The sequence below is a fragment of the Streptomyces sp. NPDC053426 genome, from assembly GCF_055585405.1.
In genome coordinates, this window is sequence record NZ_JBVJKE010000034.1 from 1 (window position 1) to 18,668 (window position 18,668).

At 72.0% G+C, this 18,668-nt stretch carries 15 protein-coding genes and 3 pseudogenes; 8 read left to right on the forward strand and 10 right to left on the reverse strand.

Going from position 1 to position 18,668, the window contains the following annotated elements:
• Positions 1-89 precede the first annotated feature (89 nt).
• Both ACZ62B_RS37565 and ACZ62B_RS37570 read left to right on the forward strand, forming a co-directional pair.
• A pseudogene (locus ACZ62B_RS37565) lies at positions 90-553 on the forward strand (IS5 family transposase); the annotation flags it as partial.
• Positions 554-599: 46 nt separating this feature from the next.
• Positions 600-929 (forward strand): hypothetical protein, encoded by a 330-nt coding sequence (locus tag ACZ62B_RS37570; RefSeq protein ID WP_311709936.1) that lies wholly within the window; start codon positions 600-602, stop codon positions 927-929.
• A gap of 118 nt (positions 930-1,047) precedes the next feature.
• Here the strand turns inward: ACZ62B_RS37570 and ACZ62B_RS37575 are convergent.
• A pseudogene (locus ACZ62B_RS37575) lies at positions 1,048-1,212 on the reverse strand (IS5/IS1182 family transposase); the annotation flags it as partial.
• A 71-nt stretch (positions 1,213-1,283) separates the two neighbouring features.
• Between ACZ62B_RS37575 and ACZ62B_RS37580 the strand changes: the two are divergent.
• A protein-coding gene (locus tag ACZ62B_RS37580) for an IS5 family transposase (RefSeq protein WP_391042593.1) occupies positions 1,284-2,104 on the forward strand; the annotation gives its coding sequence in 2 pieces (ribosomal slippage) (positions 1,284-1,626 and positions 1,626-2,104; 822 coding nt in all).
• On the opposite strand, the gene ACZ62B_RS37585 is transcribed toward ACZ62B_RS37580, so the two are convergent.
• Together ACZ62B_RS37585 and ACZ62B_RS37590 are read right to left on the reverse strand one after the other, a co-directional pair.
• Positions 2,101-3,612 carry an oxidoreductase gene (locus ACZ62B_RS37585; RefSeq protein WP_469693817.1) on the reverse strand — a complete coding sequence of 504 codons (1,512 nt, stop codon included), beginning with the start codon at positions 3,610-3,612 and terminating at the stop codon, positions 2,101-2,103. The genes ACZ62B_RS37580 and ACZ62B_RS37585 overlap by 4 nt on opposite strands.
• Positions 3,613-3,686: 74 nt before the next feature.
• A pseudogene (locus ACZ62B_RS37590) lies at positions 3,687-4,325 on the reverse strand (transposase family protein); the annotation flags it as partial.
• A 421-nt stretch (positions 4,326-4,746) separates the two neighbouring features.
• Between ACZ62B_RS37590 and ACZ62B_RS37595 the strand changes: the two are divergent.
• The 4 genes from ACZ62B_RS37595 to ACZ62B_RS37610 all read left to right on the forward strand — a co-directional run bounded on the left by ACZ62B_RS37595 (position 4,747) and on the right by ACZ62B_RS37610 (position 7,539).
• Complete coding sequence (locus ACZ62B_RS37595) at positions 4,747-6,360, forward strand: FAD-dependent monooxygenase (protein WP_344567157.1); 1,614 nt, start codon at positions 4,747-4,749, stop codon at positions 6,358-6,360.
• 105 nt (positions 6,361-6,465) lie between these two features.
• Entirely contained in the window at positions 6,466-6,537 is a 72-nt protein-coding gene (locus ACZ62B_RS37600) for a putative leader peptide (protein ID WP_344567201.1), read from the forward strand.
• 85 nt (positions 6,538-6,622) lie between these two features.
• Positions 6,623-7,150 (forward strand): cupin domain-containing protein, encoded by a 528-nt coding sequence (locus ACZ62B_RS37605; protein ID WP_344567159.1) that lies wholly within the window; start codon positions 6,623-6,625, stop codon positions 7,148-7,150.
• Positions 7,141-7,539: a rhodanese-like domain-containing protein gene (locus ACZ62B_RS37610; protein ID WP_344567203.1), complete on the forward strand. Its 399-nt coding sequence runs from the start codon at positions 7,141-7,143 to the stop codon at positions 7,537-7,539. Before ACZ62B_RS37605 ends, ACZ62B_RS37610 begins: the two co-directional genes overlap by 10 nt.
• A gap of 21 nt (positions 7,540-7,560) precedes the next feature.
• Here the strand turns inward: ACZ62B_RS37610 and recX are convergent, their stop codons facing one another.
• The 7 genes from recX to ACZ62B_RS37645 all read right to left on the reverse strand — a co-directional run bounded on the left by recX (position 7,561) and on the right by ACZ62B_RS37645 (position 13,623).
• Positions 7,561-8,379 (reverse strand): recombination regulator RecX, encoded by an 819-nt coding sequence (recX, locus tag ACZ62B_RS37615; protein WP_469693819.1) that lies wholly within the window; start codon positions 8,377-8,379, stop codon positions 7,561-7,563.
• Positions 8,380-8,382: 3 nt separating this feature from the next.
• Positions 8,383-9,501, reverse strand: coding sequence for a recombinase RecA (gene recA, locus ACZ62B_RS37620; RefSeq protein ID WP_344567163.1), 1,119 nt, complete (start codon positions 9,499-9,501; stop codon positions 8,383-8,385).
• A gap of 240 nt (positions 9,502-9,741) precedes the next feature.
• Positions 9,742-11,007, reverse strand: coding sequence for an AI-2E family transporter (locus tag ACZ62B_RS37625; RefSeq protein ID WP_468881005.1), 1,266 nt, complete (start codon positions 11,005-11,007; stop codon positions 9,742-9,744).
• Positions 11,008-11,065: 58 nt separating this feature from the next.
• A complete protein-coding gene (locus ACZ62B_RS37630; RefSeq protein ID WP_073930588.1) occupies positions 11,066-11,260 on the reverse strand; it encodes a DUF3046 domain-containing protein in 195 nt (64 codons plus the stop codon).
• 442 nt (positions 11,261-11,702) lie between these two features.
• Positions 11,703-12,011, reverse strand: a complete 309-nt coding sequence (locus tag ACZ62B_RS37635) for an AzlD domain-containing protein (protein ID WP_073930587.1) — start codon at positions 12,009-12,011, stop codon at positions 11,703-11,705.
• Positions 12,008-12,628: an AzlC family ABC transporter permease gene (locus ACZ62B_RS37640; RefSeq protein WP_382055193.1), complete on the reverse strand. Its 621-nt coding sequence runs from the start codon at positions 12,626-12,628 to the stop codon at positions 12,008-12,010. Before ACZ62B_RS37640 ends, ACZ62B_RS37635 begins: the two co-directional genes overlap by 4 nt.
• A complete protein-coding gene (locus tag ACZ62B_RS37645; protein WP_468723022.1) occupies positions 12,625-13,623 on the reverse strand; it encodes an AraC family transcriptional regulator in 999 nt (332 codons plus the stop codon). Before ACZ62B_RS37645 ends, ACZ62B_RS37640 begins: the two co-directional genes overlap by 4 nt.
• Before the next feature lie 80 nt (positions 13,624-13,703).
• On the opposite strand from ACZ62B_RS37645, the gene ACZ62B_RS37650 reads away from it, so the two are divergent.
• Positions 13,704-18,575 carry an ATP-dependent helicase gene (locus ACZ62B_RS37650; protein WP_469693823.1) on the forward strand — a complete coding sequence of 1,624 codons (4,872 nt, stop codon included), beginning with the start codon at positions 13,704-13,706 and terminating at the stop codon, positions 18,573-18,575.
• Positions 18,576-18,668: the final 93 nt, after the last annotated feature.

Below are 18,668 nucleotides of genomic sequence, written 5' to 3' on the forward strand. Positions count from 1 at the left end.
CCACCTTTTCAATCATGTCGACGAGGGGACCAAGTCATACCGGGCCAGGAGACCGGAGCCCCGATAGCGGAGCCACGGAAAAGGTAACGGGGATCCACACGGGCCCCTCGCCGATCGATCGGGGCCGGGCCGGCTCGAAGCATCATCTGATCACCGACGGGCACGGCACCCCGCTCGCGGTTCTGCTGACCGGCGGCAACCGCAACGACGTCACTCAGCTCCTGTCGCTGCTCGAGGCGATCCCGCCGGTCCGCGGCCGGGTCGGCCGGCCCCGTCGCAGACCGGACTCGCTGTTCGCTGACCGAGGCTACGACCACGACATCTACCGCGACCAGGTCCGTGCCCGCGGCATCGTGCCAGCGATCGCCCGCCGCGGCACCCTGCACGGCACTGGTCTGGGTACCTACCGCTGGGTCGTGGAGAGGAGTTTTGCGTGGTTGCACGGCTTCCGACGCCTACGCATCCGATGGGAAAGCGAGCCGACATCCACGAAGCGTTCCTCAGACTCGCCTGCTGCCTCATCACCCACCGTCAACTGTTGTCCCTCACCTGACCAGCACCCGTCCCACTCGACAACCGGGGTCCGACAAACTGACCCCATGAACCGTGATGACCTGGAGGCCGCACTCGGCAGTGACCAGAGTGCCTCTGCGTGTGCTGCCCGGGCCGAGCTGCGGGCGGGCGCCGATTTCAAGCTGTTCGAAAGCCAGACCGCCTCAGCCCGTCTACTTCAGACGACCTGGTCCCACCGGCACCAGACCATGCTTGGGACGGGCGTCACCCCTCGTCCCGGGCTGGCCGAAGCTGTCGACAGGCTCTATTCCGCAGGAACCGATCGCGTCTACTCGGCGACGATCACCGGCACGCAGCGACGGTTCACCGTCTTCCTCTCGGAAGACCTCACCCGCTGCATCGCCTGCATGGGCTGACCAGCGCCCCCTTTGTGTTAGCCGTTGTTAAGCCCTCAAGAAGGATTCTGAGTGACGTGACTTCGCTGGTGAGTGGTCAACTCGACCGCACGGACCCCGCACTATCACTGAGCCTCTTTCATCCTGGATAGCTACAGGTCAGCAGCGTGTGCACGGCTCGGGCGATGGTGCTGATACGGCGGGTAGAGCATCTGGCTCGCCAGAGTAGTCGCCAGGACTTCAGCTGGGCGAAGGCGCGTTCACCGGGGACTCTGAGCCGGGCATGGTCGCGATTGAACTGCTGTTAGAACTCCTAACGAAATGGTCCTTCGAGGTGCTTGGATCGTTCCGGAAGTGTTGATCTGGGGGTGCAGGGTGGCTCGGCGGAAGCCGTGGGATGTCGATGACGAGCTGTGGGCGGTGATCGAGCCGCTGCTGCCGAAGGTGGAACGTCGGGTCCGGCATCCGGGGCGCAAGCGGCATCCGGACAGGCTGGTGTTTCAGGGGATCCTGTTCGTGCTGCACACCGGGATCGCCTGGGAACACCTGCCACAGGAACTTGGTTTCGGTTCGGGCATGACCTGCTGGCGGCGCCTGGCCGAGTGGACCAAGGCCAGCGTGTGGCCCCGGCTCCACGAAGCGCTCTTGGCCAGGCTCCGCGGTGCGGACGCCCTGGACTTCTCCCGGACGGCAGTCGACGGCTCCCACATCCGTGCGTTAAAGGGGGATCGAAGACGGGACGAAGCCCTGTTGACCGGGGCAGGACGGGCAGCAAACATCACCTGATCACCGACGCCACCGGCATCCCGCTCGCCGCCACCTTGACCGGCGGCAACCGCAACGACGTCACCCAGCTCATCCCACTGCTCCAGGCAGTGCCGCCCGTCCGGGGCAAGTGCGGCCGACCTCGGCGCCGCCCCGACGTCGTGCTCGGTGACCGCGGCTACGACCATGACAAGTACCGCCGTCTCGTCCGCGTGCTGGGAGTGAAGCCGCTGATCGCGCGACGCGGCACCGAACACGGCTCCGGACTCGGCACTCAACGCTGGGTTGTCGAGCGTGCCTTCGCCCACCTGCACTGGTTCCGCCGCCTGCGGATCCGCTGGGAGATCCGCGACGACATCCACGAAGCCTTCCTCATCCTCGGATGCGCACTGCTCTGCTGGCGACGCCTGAACTCAACTGTCGATCGCTAGTTCTTCTGCAGGGTGCGGGTGACACCGGCGATGACGGCGGTCGTGAGCATCCAACCGAAAGCGATCAGCAGGTAGGCCAGCCACTGGAGGCCGTTGTTCGACCAGTACCACCCCACGCGCTGTCCCAGACCACCGATGGGAATCAAGAGGTCGAGTGTGTAGACCAGGGGCTGGAACGGGACGCCTTCACCCGGCTTCACCGGGGTGGGAGAGTGGGTACCGAAGACCAGGGCGCCCAGCAGGGTCAGTGTCAGGAGCCAGACGCCTGCCAACCAGGGCCGGTAGCCATAGCCTACGGTCACGTCGAGCAGGTGCCCCCACGCCCGTGCCGGCAGGGATAGGGTGAGGCGTCGGTGGCGCTGTTTGGCCAGGAGCACGCGGCGGGCGTCGTCGTCGTGGCCGATCCGCCGGTACCAGCCCGCGAGTTGCTCGTACGGCTGCGGGGCATACCCGGGATTCCGACGGACCCACGCCAGGCGACGGGCCACCTCGTCCCTGTCGGGCGTTTCGCCTTCGCCCGCTGCGGACGGCGTATCCCGGAATCGGATGGAGCCGTAGGTGAACCCTTCCAGAAGCACCTTCTCAGGCCAGCTCCGCTCGCTGTCCTGGCACCAGGTGACCTGTGCGGACCGGAGGTCCACCAGCCCTGAGAGCGGTGCTGCGGTTCTGTAGTCGAAGTCACCCACCTGCATCGCCACGCAGTCCAGGGCTGTGCCGTCCCCGTTCAGACGGGCTCCTTCGAAGGTCAACAGACCTTCTATGCGAGCCCTGCGCAGCCGCACACTTCCTTGCGCGGTGAATCCCTGGGAGCAGTCCACGGTCGAGGCGGTCACACCACCTGCGGCAAGTGCGACGCCACCGGTGTTCTCCAACCGTGCGCCTTGCAGGAACAGACCGCTGAGCAGTCGTGCGCCAGGCAGCCGGAACCCGCCTCGTGTGGTGAGCCGCCGGGCGAAGACGCCGCCGTCCAGGACAAGGCCGCCCGCGAGCACCGCCCATTCTTCCGGGCTTGAAATCTTGGCATCCGCGAGCAGGAGATTCCCGGCCATACGGGCGTTGACGAGTATGAGAGAGCCACCTTCGACAGTCGACCGCCTCAGATCCAGGTCGCCCTCGATCCGTGCGAGTTCGGCATCGATCCCCGGAACCCAGCTGTCCGCGACCTCGATCGTCCGGGTCGTGGCCCCGCGCAGCCGCACCGCCTCGTCCAGCCGGCAGCCCTCCAGCGAGAACCTGTGGCAGATCTCCGCCCCGGACAGGTCAAGACGGCCGGTGATACGCGTCCCGGCGAGACGCAGGGCGGCTACGCCCCCAGACCGATCATCGTTCGCGCCGAGCAGCAGCGCCATCACGACGGCCGCGCGGACCGTGCGTTCGGGACCCCACCGAGCACCCGAGGAGGGAGCGTCCGCCTCGGGCGCACCTGTGCGCAGATCAACTCGACACCCCTCAGGGAAGGCGTCCCATAGCTCGCGCTCCGGCGGGGTCAACTCGTCATATGACAACACCCATGCAGAGTAATGATCTCCTCACCCGGTCGCGCACCGACCAAGAGATCAGTTCATTCTGTTAGGGGTTCTTAGTGCTCGGGGTGTTGGCGGTGGTGGTAGTACGGGGTACGGACGGTGACGCCGGCGCCCTGGTAGGCGCGGTCGGTCAGGACGAGGATCTGCCGGGTGAGGCAGGCCTGGACGATGCCGTGGGCGCGGGCCGCGGTCAGGTCGTGGGTGCGGGCCGGTGTCGCGTGGGAGAACCAGAGCGATGTGCCATCGGGACGGGCGATGACCTGCACGTTCATGCCGTGCTTCTTGTGCTTCATCGAGTAGTACGGCTCGTCGGCGGCGATCCGGTCGGTGGGGATGAGGGTGCCGTCAACGATGACGTGGTCGCCTTCACCGAGGCCGGTGAAGGCTTCATGGAGGCCGGGTGCCCAGCCGACCAGGACGTTTAAGGTCTCGTCGACGTACCACCAGGCGGTGGCCTGGGATATCCCGAAACCAGCTCCGAGCTGCGAGAACGTCTCGTTCTTACGCAGGTGCACCAGTGTGAGCAGTGCCTGCTGGAAGCAGCCGAGTTTACGCCGTCGGGTGTTGCGGTCCCGGCGGTGCTCGTGCAGCAGCCAGGCGACATGCTCGACGAGCTCATGTGGCACGTCGAGCGTGGCAGGATACCGAACCAACAGGGCCCCTTCGGTCGCCGGTGTGCTGAGTGGAATCACCACGCCAACGACGAGGGGCCCTGCCTTGTCACCCCACCCACTGACCAGCCCATTTCACCCTCCAGCACAGTATGAAAGAGGCTCAATCACTCGGTAATCCGGCGCGCACCCTTTTCGCATGGGCGCTGGCTGCCAACCACGCCAAGGTCATCCCTGCAACATGGTGGCGACATCAGCCTCAACGCGGCCGAGGCTGGAGGTACGTTCGGGACCGGTGCGGAGGAGCCGTACGCCCCGGACTTGTGTGATGAACAGTCAAGTGATGTGACCGGCCCCTCCCCACTTCATGATCGCCACTGCCCTTCGGTCACTTGACGCAAGCACCGGCAATAGGTTGCATACGTTCTGTGATCGTGCACCCTGCTCCATCTTCCTGTTCCTCCACGTCCCTTCGGGCGTCACTTCGAGCAGGGGGCGCCGCGCCGTGGACCCGGTGATCATCGTCGGAGCGGGGCCCGTCGGGCTCACGCTCGCGCTGGCGCTGGCACGCCAGGACGTGCCGAGCGTGGTCCTCGACGAAGGACCGGGCAAGGACGAACCCCGCCCGGCGCGCACCGTCGTCCTGCGCGAGGAGACCGCCGCGCTCATGGAGCGGCTGACCGGCGTGCCGCTCGCGCACGCCGGTGTCCGTTGGGCCGGATGGCGGTCGATGCGGCGCAAGCAGGTGACGGCCGAGGTCGCCTTCGGCGACACCGAGCCCGCGCCCCTGCACATCGCCCAGCACGTCCTGACGGGTGCGCTGCGCGCGGCCCTCGCCGGTGAACGGCTCGTCAGGATCGCCGTGAACAGCAGGCTGGACACCATGGAGCAGGAACCCTCGGGCGTCACCGCCCACACCCGCGGCGACACCGGCACCTGGTGGCGCGGCAGTTACCTGGTCGGCTGCGACGGCCCGCGCTCGACCGTGCGCAAGCTCCAGGACATCCGCTTCCCCGGCCGCACCGCGGTGGAACGTCACGCCGTGGCCGCGCTGCGCACCGAACTCCCCTGGTACGACGAGGCGCTGCTGCACCGCACGCCGCCGTGGCGCACGTCAGGACCCTCGGCCGGGGAGATCACCGCGCGCCCGCTGCCGGACGGGGTGTGGCGCCTGGACTGGCTGCTGCCGCCGGGCAAGGACCTGGTCACGCCCGAACTGCTGCTGGGCCGGATCCGGGAGACCCTGGCCGGCTGGACCGACGGTCCGACCCCGCCGTACGAACTGCTGGACACCGGGGTGCACACCGTCCACCACCGGCTGGCCCGGCGCTGGCGGGCCGACCGGGTGTTCCTCGCCGGGGACTCGGCCCATCTGCTCGGCGCGCTGGGCACGCACGGGCTGGAGGAAGGGCTCCGCGACGCCGACAACCTCGCCTGGAAACTGGCGCTGGCCTGGCACCACGGTCCGCACGAGGCGCTGCTCGACAGCTACCAGACCGAGCGCCGGGCGATCGTCGCCGCCCGGCTGCGCGCCGCCGACCAGGCGCTGCCGCTGGTGCGCGGCGGCGGAGGGCTGCGTTCCTACGTTCCCGGGTCCGCGCGGGGACACGACACACTGCTGATGGACGGTCACCTGGGACGGGGCGCGCTGGGCGCGCCGGGGACGTACGCCGGCTCGCCGCTCGCTCCCGGCCGCCTCGAGGGCGAGGTGCCCATCGGAACGGCTCCCGGTTCTGCGGTGACGGACGTACGGGTCACGGCGGAGGACGGCACCTTCGTCCGGCTGCGGGACCGGTTCGGCCGGGGTGCGCTGCTGGTGGTGCTGATCGCGCCCGGTACGGGGGTGTGGGAGCGCCGGCACTGGGTGTCCGCCGGGATCATGCCCCGGCTGGCGGCGGCCGTCTCGGCGCTGCCGCACCGGGCCGAACTGCTGGTCGCCGAGAGCTATCCGGGGGCGGCGGCCCACACCGTGCTCCTGGTACGCCCCGACGGTCACCTGGTGACGGCGCTGAGCGGGGTCCGCCCGGCGGATCTGTACGCGGCGGCGGAAGCGGCGGTCGGCGGGCCCGCCGTCACGGAGGCGGAGGCCAAGGCTGATGCGGGGGCCGGGTCGCGCTGAGAGTCCCGGTCGGCCGAGTCGTCGTCACCCCGCGGTCCGCGGGGTGACGACGAGTTGAATCGGCGCGCGGCCCCGTGGTGTACTCCGCTCGTGACCGACACCTGCGTGCACCTGTGGCGGAGGGTCCATATGGACCTCGTCCGCTATGCGGGCTGCGTGTGTCGCCCGTCCCGCTGATTCGCGTCCCTCCCTTTCCCAGCGCGCCGCCCGCCGTCTCGTCCGCGTGGCCGCGCCTCCGCGAACCTCCTCCAGGACGGTGCACATGTCTGTCTCCTCCCCTGTTCCGGCTCCCGTCTCCGTTCCCACGCAGGCGGACCTCCTCGACTTCGTACGGCGTACCGTCGCCGACGCCGAACTGATCGCCGCCCTTCCGCTCGATCCCGAGGGGCGCACCTGGGTGCGGCTCGACGGGCCCGGTGGCAGCGAGGCCTGGCTGATCGGCTGGCCTCCTGGCACCGGTACCGGCTGGCACGACCACGCCGACTCCGTCGGTGCCTTCATGACCGCGTCGGGTGAGCTGAGGGAGAACTCGCTCGCCGCGCGGCTGCCCACCGACGGCTGGAAGACCCTGGAACTCACGGACGGCGTGGACCGGGAACGACGGCTGGGTACCGGGCAGGGGCGTGCCTTCGGACGGCACCACGTCCACGAGGTCCTCAACGAGTCCCCGGACCGGCACGCGATCTCCGTGCACGCCTACTACCCGCCGTTGCCACGGATCCGCCGCTACAGTCGCAGCGGCCGTATGCTCCGCCTGGAGCAGGTCGAACGACCGGAGGACTGGCAGTGAGCGTTGGCATCGACGAGTTGCTGGAGCGGGTGCGCGCCGGTTACGTACGCATCCGCCCCCGGGCCGCGTACGAGGCCGCGCGGACCGGTGAGGCACTGCTGGTGGACATCCGCTACGCCGCCCTGCGGGACCGGGACGGACTCGTTCCCGGAGCCCTCGTCGTCGAACGCAACGAACTGGAGTGGCGCCTGGACCCGCGGGGCAGCCACCGCCTCCCGGAGGCCACGAGCCACGACCTGCGGATCGTGGTGATCTGCAACGAGGGATACGCCTCCAGCCTGGCAGCGGAGTCCCTCCACCGCCTGGGCCTGCACCGGGCCACCGATCTGGTGGGCGGCTTCCAGGCCTGGCGGGAGGCGGGCCTGCCGGTCGAGCCCGCGCCCGCGTAGGGCGGGGCCGCCCCCGTCGTCTCAGAACCCCTCGTCGCCGAGGAACTCCGTGTCCTCGCCCTCCTCCTCCAGCGCCTGCCGGACGACGCGCAGGGCGAGGCCCTCGGGGTAGCCCTTGCGGGCGAGCATGCCCGCGAGGCGGCGGAGCCGCTTGTCGCGGTCGAGTCCGCGGGTGGCGCGCAGCTTACGGGCGACCAGCTCCCGGGCGGTCTCCTCCTCCTGCTCGGAGTCGAGCTGGGAGACGGCCGCGTCGATCAGCGTGGGATCGACGCCCTTGGTGCGCAGCTCCCGGGCGAGCGCGCGCCGGGCGAGTCCCCGGCCGTGGTGCCGGGACTCCACCCAGGCGTCCGCGAAGGCGCTGTCGTTGATCAGTCCGACCTCCTCGAACCGGGACAGCACCTCCTCGGCGGCCTCGTCCGGGATCTCCCGCTTGCGCAGGGCGTCGGCGAGCTGCTTCCGGGTGCGCGGAGTCCCGGTGAGCAGGCGCAGGCAGATCGCCCGCGCCCGCTCGACCGGGTCCGCCGGAGGTTCCTCCCGCTCGGCCCTCGACGAGGAAGAGGCGCCCCCGTCCTCCGCGACCGCCTCGCCGAAGGTCCGGCGTCTGCGCCCGCGTCCACCGCGCGGCCCGCCGTCACGCGAGCCGCCCGCCCGTGCGCCACCCCCGTCGCGGGGGGCACCCCCGTGGGGGCGGCCCCCGTCACGGGGACCGCCCCCGCCGGCGATGTCGTCGTACGCCGCGTCACCGTCCACGGCTGAGCCGTCGCCGCCCTCGGTGCCCCTCCCCCGTGGGGCGCCGGAGGCGGCGAACTCGTACTCGGCCCAGTCGGTTCGTCGCGTCACGGGTCAGCTCTTGGCCGCCGCGGCCTTGGACTTGGAGGCCTTGGCAGCCGGGGCCGGTACCGCGGCCGGCTCGGCCGCGGCGGTGCTCGTGGCGTCCGCGCCCGGCTCGGCGGCGGACTCCTCGGGCCGTACGCCGACGCCCAGCTTCGTCAGGATCTTCTTCTCGATCTCGTTGGCGAGGTCGGGGTTGTCCTTCAGGAAGTTGCGGGCGTTCTCCTTGCCCTGGCCGAGCTGGTCGCCCTCGTACGTGTACCAGGCACCGGCCTTGCGGACGAAGCCGTGCTCCACGCCCATGTCGATCAGGCCGCCCTCGCGGCTGATGCCCTGGCCGTAGAGGATGTCGAACTCGGCCTGCTTGAAGGGCGGCGCCACCTTGTTCTTGACGACCTTGCAGCGGGTGCGGTTGCCGACCGCCTCGGTGCCGTCCTTCAGGGTCTCGATGCGACGGATGTCGATGCGCACCGAGGCGTAGAACTTCAGCGCACGGCCACCGGTCGTGGTCTCCGGGGAGCCGAACATCACGCCGATCTTCTCGCGGAGCTGGTTGATGAAGATCGCGGTGGTCTTGGACTGGTTGAGGGCGCTGGTGATCTTCCGCAGGGCCTGGCTCATCAGCCGGGCCTGCAGACCCACGTGGCTGTCGCCCATCTCGCCCTCGATCTCCGCGCGCGGGACGAGCGCGGCGACGGAGTCGATGACGATGAGGTCGAGGGCGCCGGAGCGGACCAGCATGTCCACGATCTCCAGGGCCTGCTCGCCGTTGTCCGGCTGAGACAGGATCAGGTTGTCGATGTCGACGCCGAGCTTCTTCGCGTACTCGGGGTCGAGGGCGTGCTCCGCGTCCACGAAGGCGACCTGGCCGCCGGCCTTCTGCGCGTTCGCCACCGCGTGCAGGGTCAGGGTCGTCTTGCCGGAGGACTCCGGTCCGTAGATCTCCACCACACGGCCGCGCGGCAGGCCGCCGACGCCGAGGGCCACGTCGAGCGCGGTCGATCCGGTCGGGATGATTTCGATGGGCTCGTTCGTCCGGTCGCCCATGCGCATGACCGCGCCCTTGCCGAATTGCCGTTCAATCTGTGCGAGCGCGGCGTCGAGCGCCTTCTCGCGGTCGGTTCCTGCCATGGGTTCCACCCGATTTGCTTGATTCGATCGCTTCACGTCAAAGACGCTAACGCCTGCCACTGACAACGCGCCCCGACGCACCTCCGGCCTGTGGATAACGCGGGTGCATTCCCGCCCAAACCAGGACACAACACCTGCCGTTGAGCCTCATCGGCACTTCCATGAGAATGGATGTTCGATTTTCGTGTCAAGCGCGCCACACGGCACCACAGACCTGTGTGCCGCGTGGTGCGGCCGCCCTCAGGAGGCCCCGGTGTCTCCGCCGCGTGGCCGCCCCGCCCCCGGCCGGCGGACCCACCGGTGACGGACGCGCAGGAGGACGCCCGGCCCGCCGCCGCCGGGACCGCGGTGCCCGAGCACACGGGGGTCGTCCGTGACGTCGTACCGCCGCACGTACGCACCCAGGAACGCCTGGAGGGTGGCGACGGCGGGGATGGCGATCAGCGCGCCCACGGCACCGAGCAGGGCGGTGCCCGCGACGACCGAGCCGAAGGCGACCGCCGGGTGGATGTCGACGGTCCTGGAGGTCAGCTTGGGCTGCAGCACGTAGTTCTCGAACTGCTGGTAGATCACCACGAAGATCAGCACCCACAGCGCGTACCAGGGGTCGACCGTGAAGGCGATCAGCATGGGCAGGGCGCCCGCGAGATAGGTGCCGATGGTGGGGATGAACTGCGACACCAGACCCACCCACACGGCAAGGACGGGCGCGTAGGGCACCTCGAGGAACTCCAGCAGGACGTAGTGCGCCAGGCCGGAGACCAGTGCCATCAGTCCGCGCGAGTAGAGGTAGCCGCCCGTCTTGTTCACGGCGATCTCCCACGCGCGCAGCACCTCGGCCTGCCGGGCGGGCGGCAGCAGGGAGCAGACGGTGCGCCGCAGCCGCGGGCCGTCGGCGGCGAAGTAGAACGAGAACAGACCGATGGTCAGCAGTTGGAAGAGGCCGCCGAGGACCTGCGCGGAGACGTCCAGGACACCGGTGGCGCTGTTCTGGACGTAGTTGCGCAGCCAGTCGGAGCGCAGCAGGCCCTCCTGGATGTCCACGCGCCGCAGCTCGGTGTGGAAGTGCGTGTTGATCCAGTTGATCACGGAGTCGAGGTAGTCCGGGAAGTCCTCGACGATCTTGACGATCTGTCCCGCCAGCATGGACCCGAGCAGCGTGACGAAGCCCGCCGCCGCGATCAGCACGCCCAGGAAGACGAGGAAGGTGCCCAGGCCCCGGCGCACTCCGCGCGCGGCCATCCAGCTCACCGCGGGCTCGACGGCGAGCGCCAGGAAGAACGCGATGAGGACGTTGATCAGCAGGCCGATGAGCTGGTGGAAGGCCCAGCTGCCCAGCTGGAACACGGCGTACAGCGCGAGGGCGAGCACCATGGCGCGCGGCAGCCAGCGCGGCATGCGGGCGCCCGGCCCGGATATGGGGGCCGTCGGGGGCCCGGCGGGCGGCGGCGCGCCGGGCGTGGTGGGATGCCGGGCCGCCTGCCCGGTTTCGTCAGTGGGTGCCACGGACCAAGTCTCGCCCACGTCGGCGGCGGCCGTGCGTCCCCGGCGGTCTCTGTGACGATCAGCGCTTTTCCGCGGGGACGCTCATGACCGCGCAGACCACCTGCCAGACGTCCTTGGCGCTCCAGCCGGCCGCCAGCGCCTCGTGCACGGTGCGCCCGCCGAGCTCGGACATGACATGGTCACGCGCGAAGGTGTCGGCATAGCCCGCACCGAAGTGCTCCGTCATCCGCTCCCAGAAAACCGTCAACCGCATGCACCCAGTATCCCGCCTGCGGGAGCAGCCCCGAGTCGGGCCGCCTGCGGGGAGGGTCCTGAGCCGGGACGCCGGCACCGCTTTCCGCCCACGGTCGGCCCCAAGGCCGGCACCGGAGCCGCCTCACCACCCCCGGCGCCCCCGCCGCAGGGCCCGCTCGCGCGGGCGGAACGGTTCGTCCGGCTCACCGCGCGGGTGCTCGGACAGCACCTCTCCGCCCACCGCTTCCGGGACGGCGACACCGGGTCGGTGCGGGGCGGCGCTGGACCCCGTGGGGGCGTTGTGGCGGCCACCGCGCGGAGGACCTGTGCCGCCGTCCGACGTCCGTCTCCACGGCGGCGCCCTTCGTGCCGGTCGTGGACGACCCGCCCGGCGAGCTGCCGGCCACCGGTCCGGTGCGACGGACCGCCGCGCGGCACCGCCGGGCACCGTGCCCGCCACCTCAGCCGCCCAGGGCACGCACCCCCGCCGTCACGACGACCGCTGCTCCGACGACGAGCAGGAACGGGGCGCGCAGGACGAGGGCCACGGCGGCGGCCGCCACCCCCGCCGCCCGTGCGTCGACGACCAGGGCCTGACCGTCGGAGAAGGTCTGCTGAGCGGTCAGCGCGGCGAGCAGGGCGACCGGAAGGAGCGCGGCGAGACGCCTGACGAGGGGCCGCTCCAGGACCCCCGCGGGCACCAGCAGCCCCGCGAGCTTGACGGCGTAGCAGCCGACGGCGGTCACACCGATCGCGATCCAGATGTTCAACGGTCCCCCTCCGTCATGTCACCGCGCGAGGCGCTCCTTCTGCCCTGGGCCCACAGGACGGCCGGTGCCGCGAGCGCGGCCACCAGGACCGGCACGCCGGCCGGCAGCACGGGCAGCAGCCCCAGCCCCAGGAGAACGGCGAGCCCGGCGACGGCCCGCTCGGTCCCGGTGCGCAGCATCGGCGCGAGCAGCGCCAGGAAGACCGCGGGGCCGGCCGCGTCCAGCCCCCACGCCGCGGTGTCCCCGATCGCCTCGGCGCCCAGCGCGCCGAGCAGCGTGGTGAGGTTCCACAGGACGTACAGGCTGAGCCCCGTCACCACGAACCCGATGCGCGCGCCGCGCCGGTCGGGCTGGGCGAGCGAGACGGCCGTCGTCTCGTCGATCACCCACTGCGCGGCGAACGGCCGCACCGCGCGGGGCAGCGCCAGCAGCTGCGACAGCCGCAGCCCGTAGAACGCGTTGCGCACCCCCAGGAAGAACGCCCCGGCGGCGGCCGTGAACGCCCCTCCACCCGCCGCCAGCGCCCCCACCAGCGCGAACTGGGAGGCGCCGGTGAACACCAGCAGGCTGAGCGCACAGGTCTGGAGCAGGGTGAGCCCGCTGCCCGCCGAGGTCACGCCGAAGGCGAACCCGGAGAGTCCGACGGCGACCCCGACACCGAGGGCGTCCCGTACGACGGCACCGTCCGGCTTTCCTCCTCCGTCGTCCCGTACGTCTGCGAGCGCTTCTGTCCGTTCCACTGCCACGCCCCGGACGGTACGGGCGTGCCGCCCCGCGCGTCTTGTACGTTCTTGCGCTCGCGCTGGTAGGCGCCCGGGGGCACGCCGACGATCCGGCCGAAGTGCCGGTTCAGGTGCGGCTGGTCGGTGAACCCGACCGCGACGGCCGCCTCCGACGGCGCCGTCCCCGCGTCCAGCAGCCGCCGCGCCCGCCGCACGCGCGCGTCGGTGAGCCAGGTGTGCGGCGGCATCCCGTAGGTGTCCCGGAAGGCGCGCAGCAGCGCGAACGGGCCGGTGCCCAGCTCGGCGGCCAGCCGCTCCAGCGTCGGCGGATCCGCCATCCGCTCATCCAGCACGGCACGCGCGCGTGCCGCGATCCCGGCGCCCGCCGTGCGCACCTCGCGCCGCGGCAGCGTCCCGCCGTTCAGCCGCAGCAGCCGGGTCACCACGACCCGGAGCAGGGTGTCGGCGGCGAGCGCGTTGCCCTCGTCGGTGGCCCGCAGCACCTGGTGCACCAGACGGACGGTGTACGGATCGTCGAGCACCGGCGTCACGAACCCCGGTGTTCCGCGCAGCGTGGTGGTCTCGGCGGCGATCGCGGTCACCACCTCGGGCGACGGGTACACCGCCCCGTACCGCCACCCTTCGGGAACACCCGCCCGGCCGGTGTGCGGGGTGTCCGGGTTCACCAGGGCCAGGGACCCGGCGCCCGCGTACACGTCACCGCCGCCGTGGTGGAAGACCTCCGCCCCGTCGGCGATGGCGGCGATCACGAAGTTCTCGTGGGTGTGCCGGACGAACGTCTTCCGTATGTACCGGGCACGCAGCAGGTCGACACCGGGCAGTTCGTCGTACCGCCAGTGCCGCGCCCGCTCCTTCCGGGATTCCGCCATGCGGCCATTGTCACGCGGCCCCCGGCCGCCCCCGCCCGTCCCCCGGCCCGATTGTCAGTGGCCGGGTGCACGATGGACGCATGGTCAGTGATCCGCACCGAGCCCTGGACGGCTTCTCCCCCGCGACCCGCGGCTGGTTCACGGGGGCGTTCTCCGCGCCCACCGCCGCCCAGGCCGGCGCGTGGCGGGCCATCGGGGAGGGCTCGGACGTGCTGGTGGTCGCCCCCACCGGTTCCGGGAAGACCCTGGCCGCCTTCCTCGCCGCCCTGGACCAGCTCGCCTCGACGCCGCCGCCCGCCGACCCCAAGAAGCGCTGCCGCGTCCTGTACGTCTCGCCGCTGAAGGCACTGGCCGTCGACGTCGAGCGCAACCTCCGCAGCCCGCTGACCGGCATCCGCCAGGAGTCCGTGCGTCTGGGGCTGCCCGAGCCCGAGGTGAAGGTCGGCATCCGCTCCGGCGACACCCCGCCCGCCGAGCGGCGCGCCCTGGCCACCCGCCCGCCGGACATCCTGATCACCACGCCCGAGTCGCTGTTCCTGATGCTGACGTCCGCCACGCGCGACGCGCTGACGGGCGTGGAGACGGTGATCCTCGACGAGGTGCACGCGGTCGCCGGCACCAAGCGCGGCGCGCATCTCGCGCTCACCCTGGAGCGACTGGACGAGCTGCTGCCCCGTCCGGCCCGCCGTATCGGCCTCTCGGCGACGGTGCGCCCGGTCGACGAGGTCGCCCGGTTCCTCTCCCCGCGCCGCAAGGTGGAGATCGTCCAGCCGGAGTCCGGCAAGGAGTTCGACCTGTCCGTGGTGGTGCCGGTCGAGGACCTGGGCGAGCTGGGCGGCTCCCCGGTCGCCGACGGCTCGGAGGGCGCCGAGCGCCCGTCGATCTGGCCGCACGTCGAGGAGCGGATCACCGACCTGGTGCAGGCGCACCGCTCGACGATCGTGTTCGCGAACTCCCGCCGCCTCGCGGAGCGGCTGTGCAACCGGCTCAACGAGATCGCCTACGAGCGGGCCACCGGCGAGCCCCTGGACGAGCACCACTCCCCCGCCGAGCTGATGGGCGGCTCCGGGACCGCCCAGGGAGCGCCCGCGGTCATCGCGCGCGCCCATCACGGCTCGGTGTCCAAGGAGCAGCGCGCCCTGGTCGAGGAGGACCTCAAGGCGGGCCGGCTGCCCGCGGTGGTCGCCACCTCAAGCCTGGAGCTGGGCATCGACATGGGCGCCGTCGATCTGGTGGTCCAGGTCGAGTCGCCACCCTCCGTCGCCTCCGGGCTCCAGCGCGTCGGCCGCGCGGGGCACCAGGTGGGCGCGGTCTCCACGGGCGTGGTGTTCCCGAAGTACCGGGGCGACCTGGTGCAGGCGGCCGTGGTCACCGAGCGGATGCGCGCGGGCGCCATCGAGTCCCTGCGCGTCCCCGCGAACCCCTTGGACGTGCTGGCCCAGCAGCTCGTCGCCATGACGGCCATGGACACCTGGCAGCTCGACGACCTGCTCGCCGTGGTCCGCCGCGCGGCACCCTTCGCCTCCCTGCCCGAGTCCGCCTTCACGGGCGTCCTGGACATGCTCGCCGGCCGCTACCCGTCCGACGCCTTCGCGGAGCTGCGCCCGCGCGTGGTCTGGGACCGGGTCACGGGCGAGATCACCGGCCGTCCCGGCGCCCAGCGCCTGGCCGTCACCTCCGGGGGCACGATCCCCGATCGCGGCCTCTTCGGGGTGTTCCTGGCGGGCGCCGACCCCAAGAAGGGCGGCGGACGGGTCGGCGAGCTGGACGAGGAGATGGTCTACGAGTCCCGCGTGGGCGACGTCTTCACCCTGGGCACCAGCTCCTGGCGCATCGAGGACATCACGCGCGACCGCGTCCTGGTCTCCCCCGCGCCGGGTGTGCCGGGCCGGCTGCCGTTCTGGAAGGGCGACCAGCTGGGCCGCCCGCTGGAACTCGGCCGCGCGGTGGGCGCGTTCCTGCGCGAAGTGGGCTCGCTGCCCAAGGACGACGCCCGGCTGCGGCTCCTGGCGGCGGGACTGGACGCCTGGGCCGCCGACAACGTCCTGTCCTACCTCGACGAGCAGCGCGAGGCCTGCGGCCACGTCCCCGACGACCGCACCATCGTGGTGGAGCGCTTCCGCGACGAACTGGGCGACTGGCGGGTCGTCGTGCACTCCCCGTTCGGCGCCCAGGTGCACGCCCCGTGGGCGCTCGCGCTCGGCGCCCGCCTCTCCGAGCGGTACGGCATGGACGCCCAGGTGATGCACGCCGACGACGGCATCGTGCTGCGCCTGCCGGATGCCGACCTGATGGGCCTCGACCTGCTCGACCAGGAGCCGGTGAAGGCCGGCACGGAGTACGACGCGGACCAGGCGCCCGTGGGCGCGGCCGACGTCGTCTTCGACAAGGGCGAGGTCGACCAGGTCGTCACCGACCAGGTGGGCGGCTCGGCGCTGTTCGCGTCCCGGTTCCGCGAGTGCGCCGCCCGCGCGCTGCTGCTGCCGCGCCGCAACCCCGGCCGGCGCACCCCGCTGTGGCAGCAGCGTCAGCGCGCCTCGCAACTGCTCCAGGTGGCCGGCGAGTTCGGATCGTTCCCGATCGTCCTCGAAGCCGTCCGCGAGTGCCTCCAGGACGTCTTCGACGTGCCCGGACTCGTCGAGCTGATGGGCGACCTGGAGGCGCGCAAGGTGCGCCTGGTCGAGGTCACCACACCCGAACCGTCCCCCTTCGCCCGCTCCCTCCTCTTCGGATACGTCGCCCAGTTCCTGTACGAGGGCGACTCCCCGCTCGCCGAGCGCCGCGCCGCCGCCCTGTCGCTGGACTCGCGGCTGCTGGCCGAGCTGCTCGGCCAGGCGGAACTGCGCGAACTGCTCGACGCGGAGGTGCTGACCGAGCTGGAGCGCGAGCTGCGGTGGCTCACCGAGGACCGGCGGGTCAAGGACGCGGAGGGCGTGGCCGACCTGCTGCGACTGCTGGGCCCGCTCACCGACGCCGAACTCGCCGAGCGGGGCGCCGAGCCGCAGTGGGCCCGGGAGCTCGCCTCCGCGCGGCGCGCCATCCGGGTGCGGGTGGCCGGCACCGACCACTGGGCGGCGATCGAGGACGCCGGGCGGCTGCGCGACGCGCTGGGCACGGCGCTGCCGGTCGGTGTGCCGGAGGCGTTCACCGAGCCCGTCAAGGACCCCCTCGGTGACCTCCTCGCGCGGTACGCGCGCACTCACGGCCCGTTCACGTCGGCGACGGCGGCGGCCCGTTTCGGTCTGGGCGTGGCGGTCACCGAGGGCGCCCTGCAGCGGCTCTCGGCGGCGGGCAGGGTCGTCCAGGGCGAGTTCCACCCGGCCGGGATCGGTCAGGAGTGGTGCGACGCGGCCGTACTGCGCCGGCTGCGCCGCCGTTCCCTGGCCGCGCTGCGGCACGAACTGGAGCCGGTGCCGCCGCCCGCGCTCGCCCAGTTCCTCCCCCAGTGGCAGCACATCGGCAAGGGACACTCCCTGCGCGGCATCGACGGCCTGGTGCGCGCCGTCGAACAGTTGCAGGGCGCGTCCGTACCCGCGTCCGCCCTGGAGAAGCTGGTCCTGCCGTCCCGGGTGGCGGACTACGCCCCGGCGATGCTGGACGAGCTGACGGCCGCCGGGGAGGTGGTGTGGGCGGGCGCCGGTTCGCTGCCCGGGAAGGACGGCTGGGTCTCCCTCTACCTCGCGGACACGGCCCCGCTGCTCCTGCCGCCCCCGCACCCCCTGGAACTCACCGCGCTCCACCAGTCCGTCCTGGACTCCCTCTCCGGCGGCTACGGCCTGTTCTTCCGCCAGATCGCCGACCAGGTCCGCGCCACCACGCACCCCGAGGCCACCGATCCCCAACTGGCCGACGCCCTCTGGGACCTCGCCTGGTCCGGGCGGCTGACCAACGACACGCTCACTCCCCTGCGCTCCCTGCTGGGCTCGGGCCGCACCGCGGGCGCCACGGCCCACCGCGCGAAGCGCTCCGTCCCGCGCGGGCGCTACGGCTCGCTCACGGCGGCCGCCCGCGGCGCCTCCCGCACCGGCCCGCCGACCGTCGCCGGCCGCTGGTCCCTGCTCCCGGACACGAACACGGACGCGGACACCGATGCCACGGTCCGCGCCCACGCCCTGGCCCGCACCCTGCTCGACCGGCACGGTGTGGTGACCCGGGGCGCCGTCTCCGCGGAGGGCGTCGAGGGCGGCTTCTCGGCGGTGTACCGGGTGCTGTCCGCCTTCGAGGAGACGGGGCAGGCGCGTCGCGGCTACGTGGTGGAGGGTCTGGGCGCCGCCCAGTTCGCGATGGACGGGGCCGTGGACCGCCTCCGCGCGGCGGCCAACGCCCGCGAGCGGAGCGACGGCTTCCCGGCCGCCCCCGGCCCCGGCATGCCCGGCCCGTTCGGCGACACCTCCGCGTACGACGGCTTCCCCGGCCCGGACGACACGCCGTACCCCCGCCCCTCGCCGGGCGACTACGTCTCCCCGCGCGACCTGGCCCCGCAGTCCCCTCCGCCCCGGCGGAACGGCGGGCGTCCCGCGTACGACCCCTTCGCCGGCCGCCGTACCGGTGCGGACCGCGCCGCACGCGCCGTGGTCCTGGCCGCCGCCGACCCGGCGAACGCCTACGGTGCCGCTCTGGGCTGGCCCGAGCCGCCGACCGGTGCCGGGCACAAACCCGGCCGCAAGGCGGGCTCCCTGGTGGTGCTGGTGGACGGCGAGCTGACGCTCTACATGGAGCGCGGCGGCAAGACGCTGCTGGCCTGGCCCGCCGACTCCGACGGCGAACCCGCCGACGACCCGCGCCTCCCGGCCGCCGCCGAGGCCCTCGCCGCGGCCGCCCGCGCGGGCTCCCTGGGCACGGTCACGGTGGAGCGCGTCAACGGCACCTCCGCACTGACATCCCCCCTGGGCACCCTCCTGGAAACCGCGGGCTTCGTCGCCACCCCCAGAGGACTACGCCTACGCGCCTGACCCACCACCCCGACAGTCCCGACCCCTACCGCCCGGACACCCCGCATGCGCCGGTGGGGCCACGGCGCCCCTGACCCTGTCGACCCTCGCCAC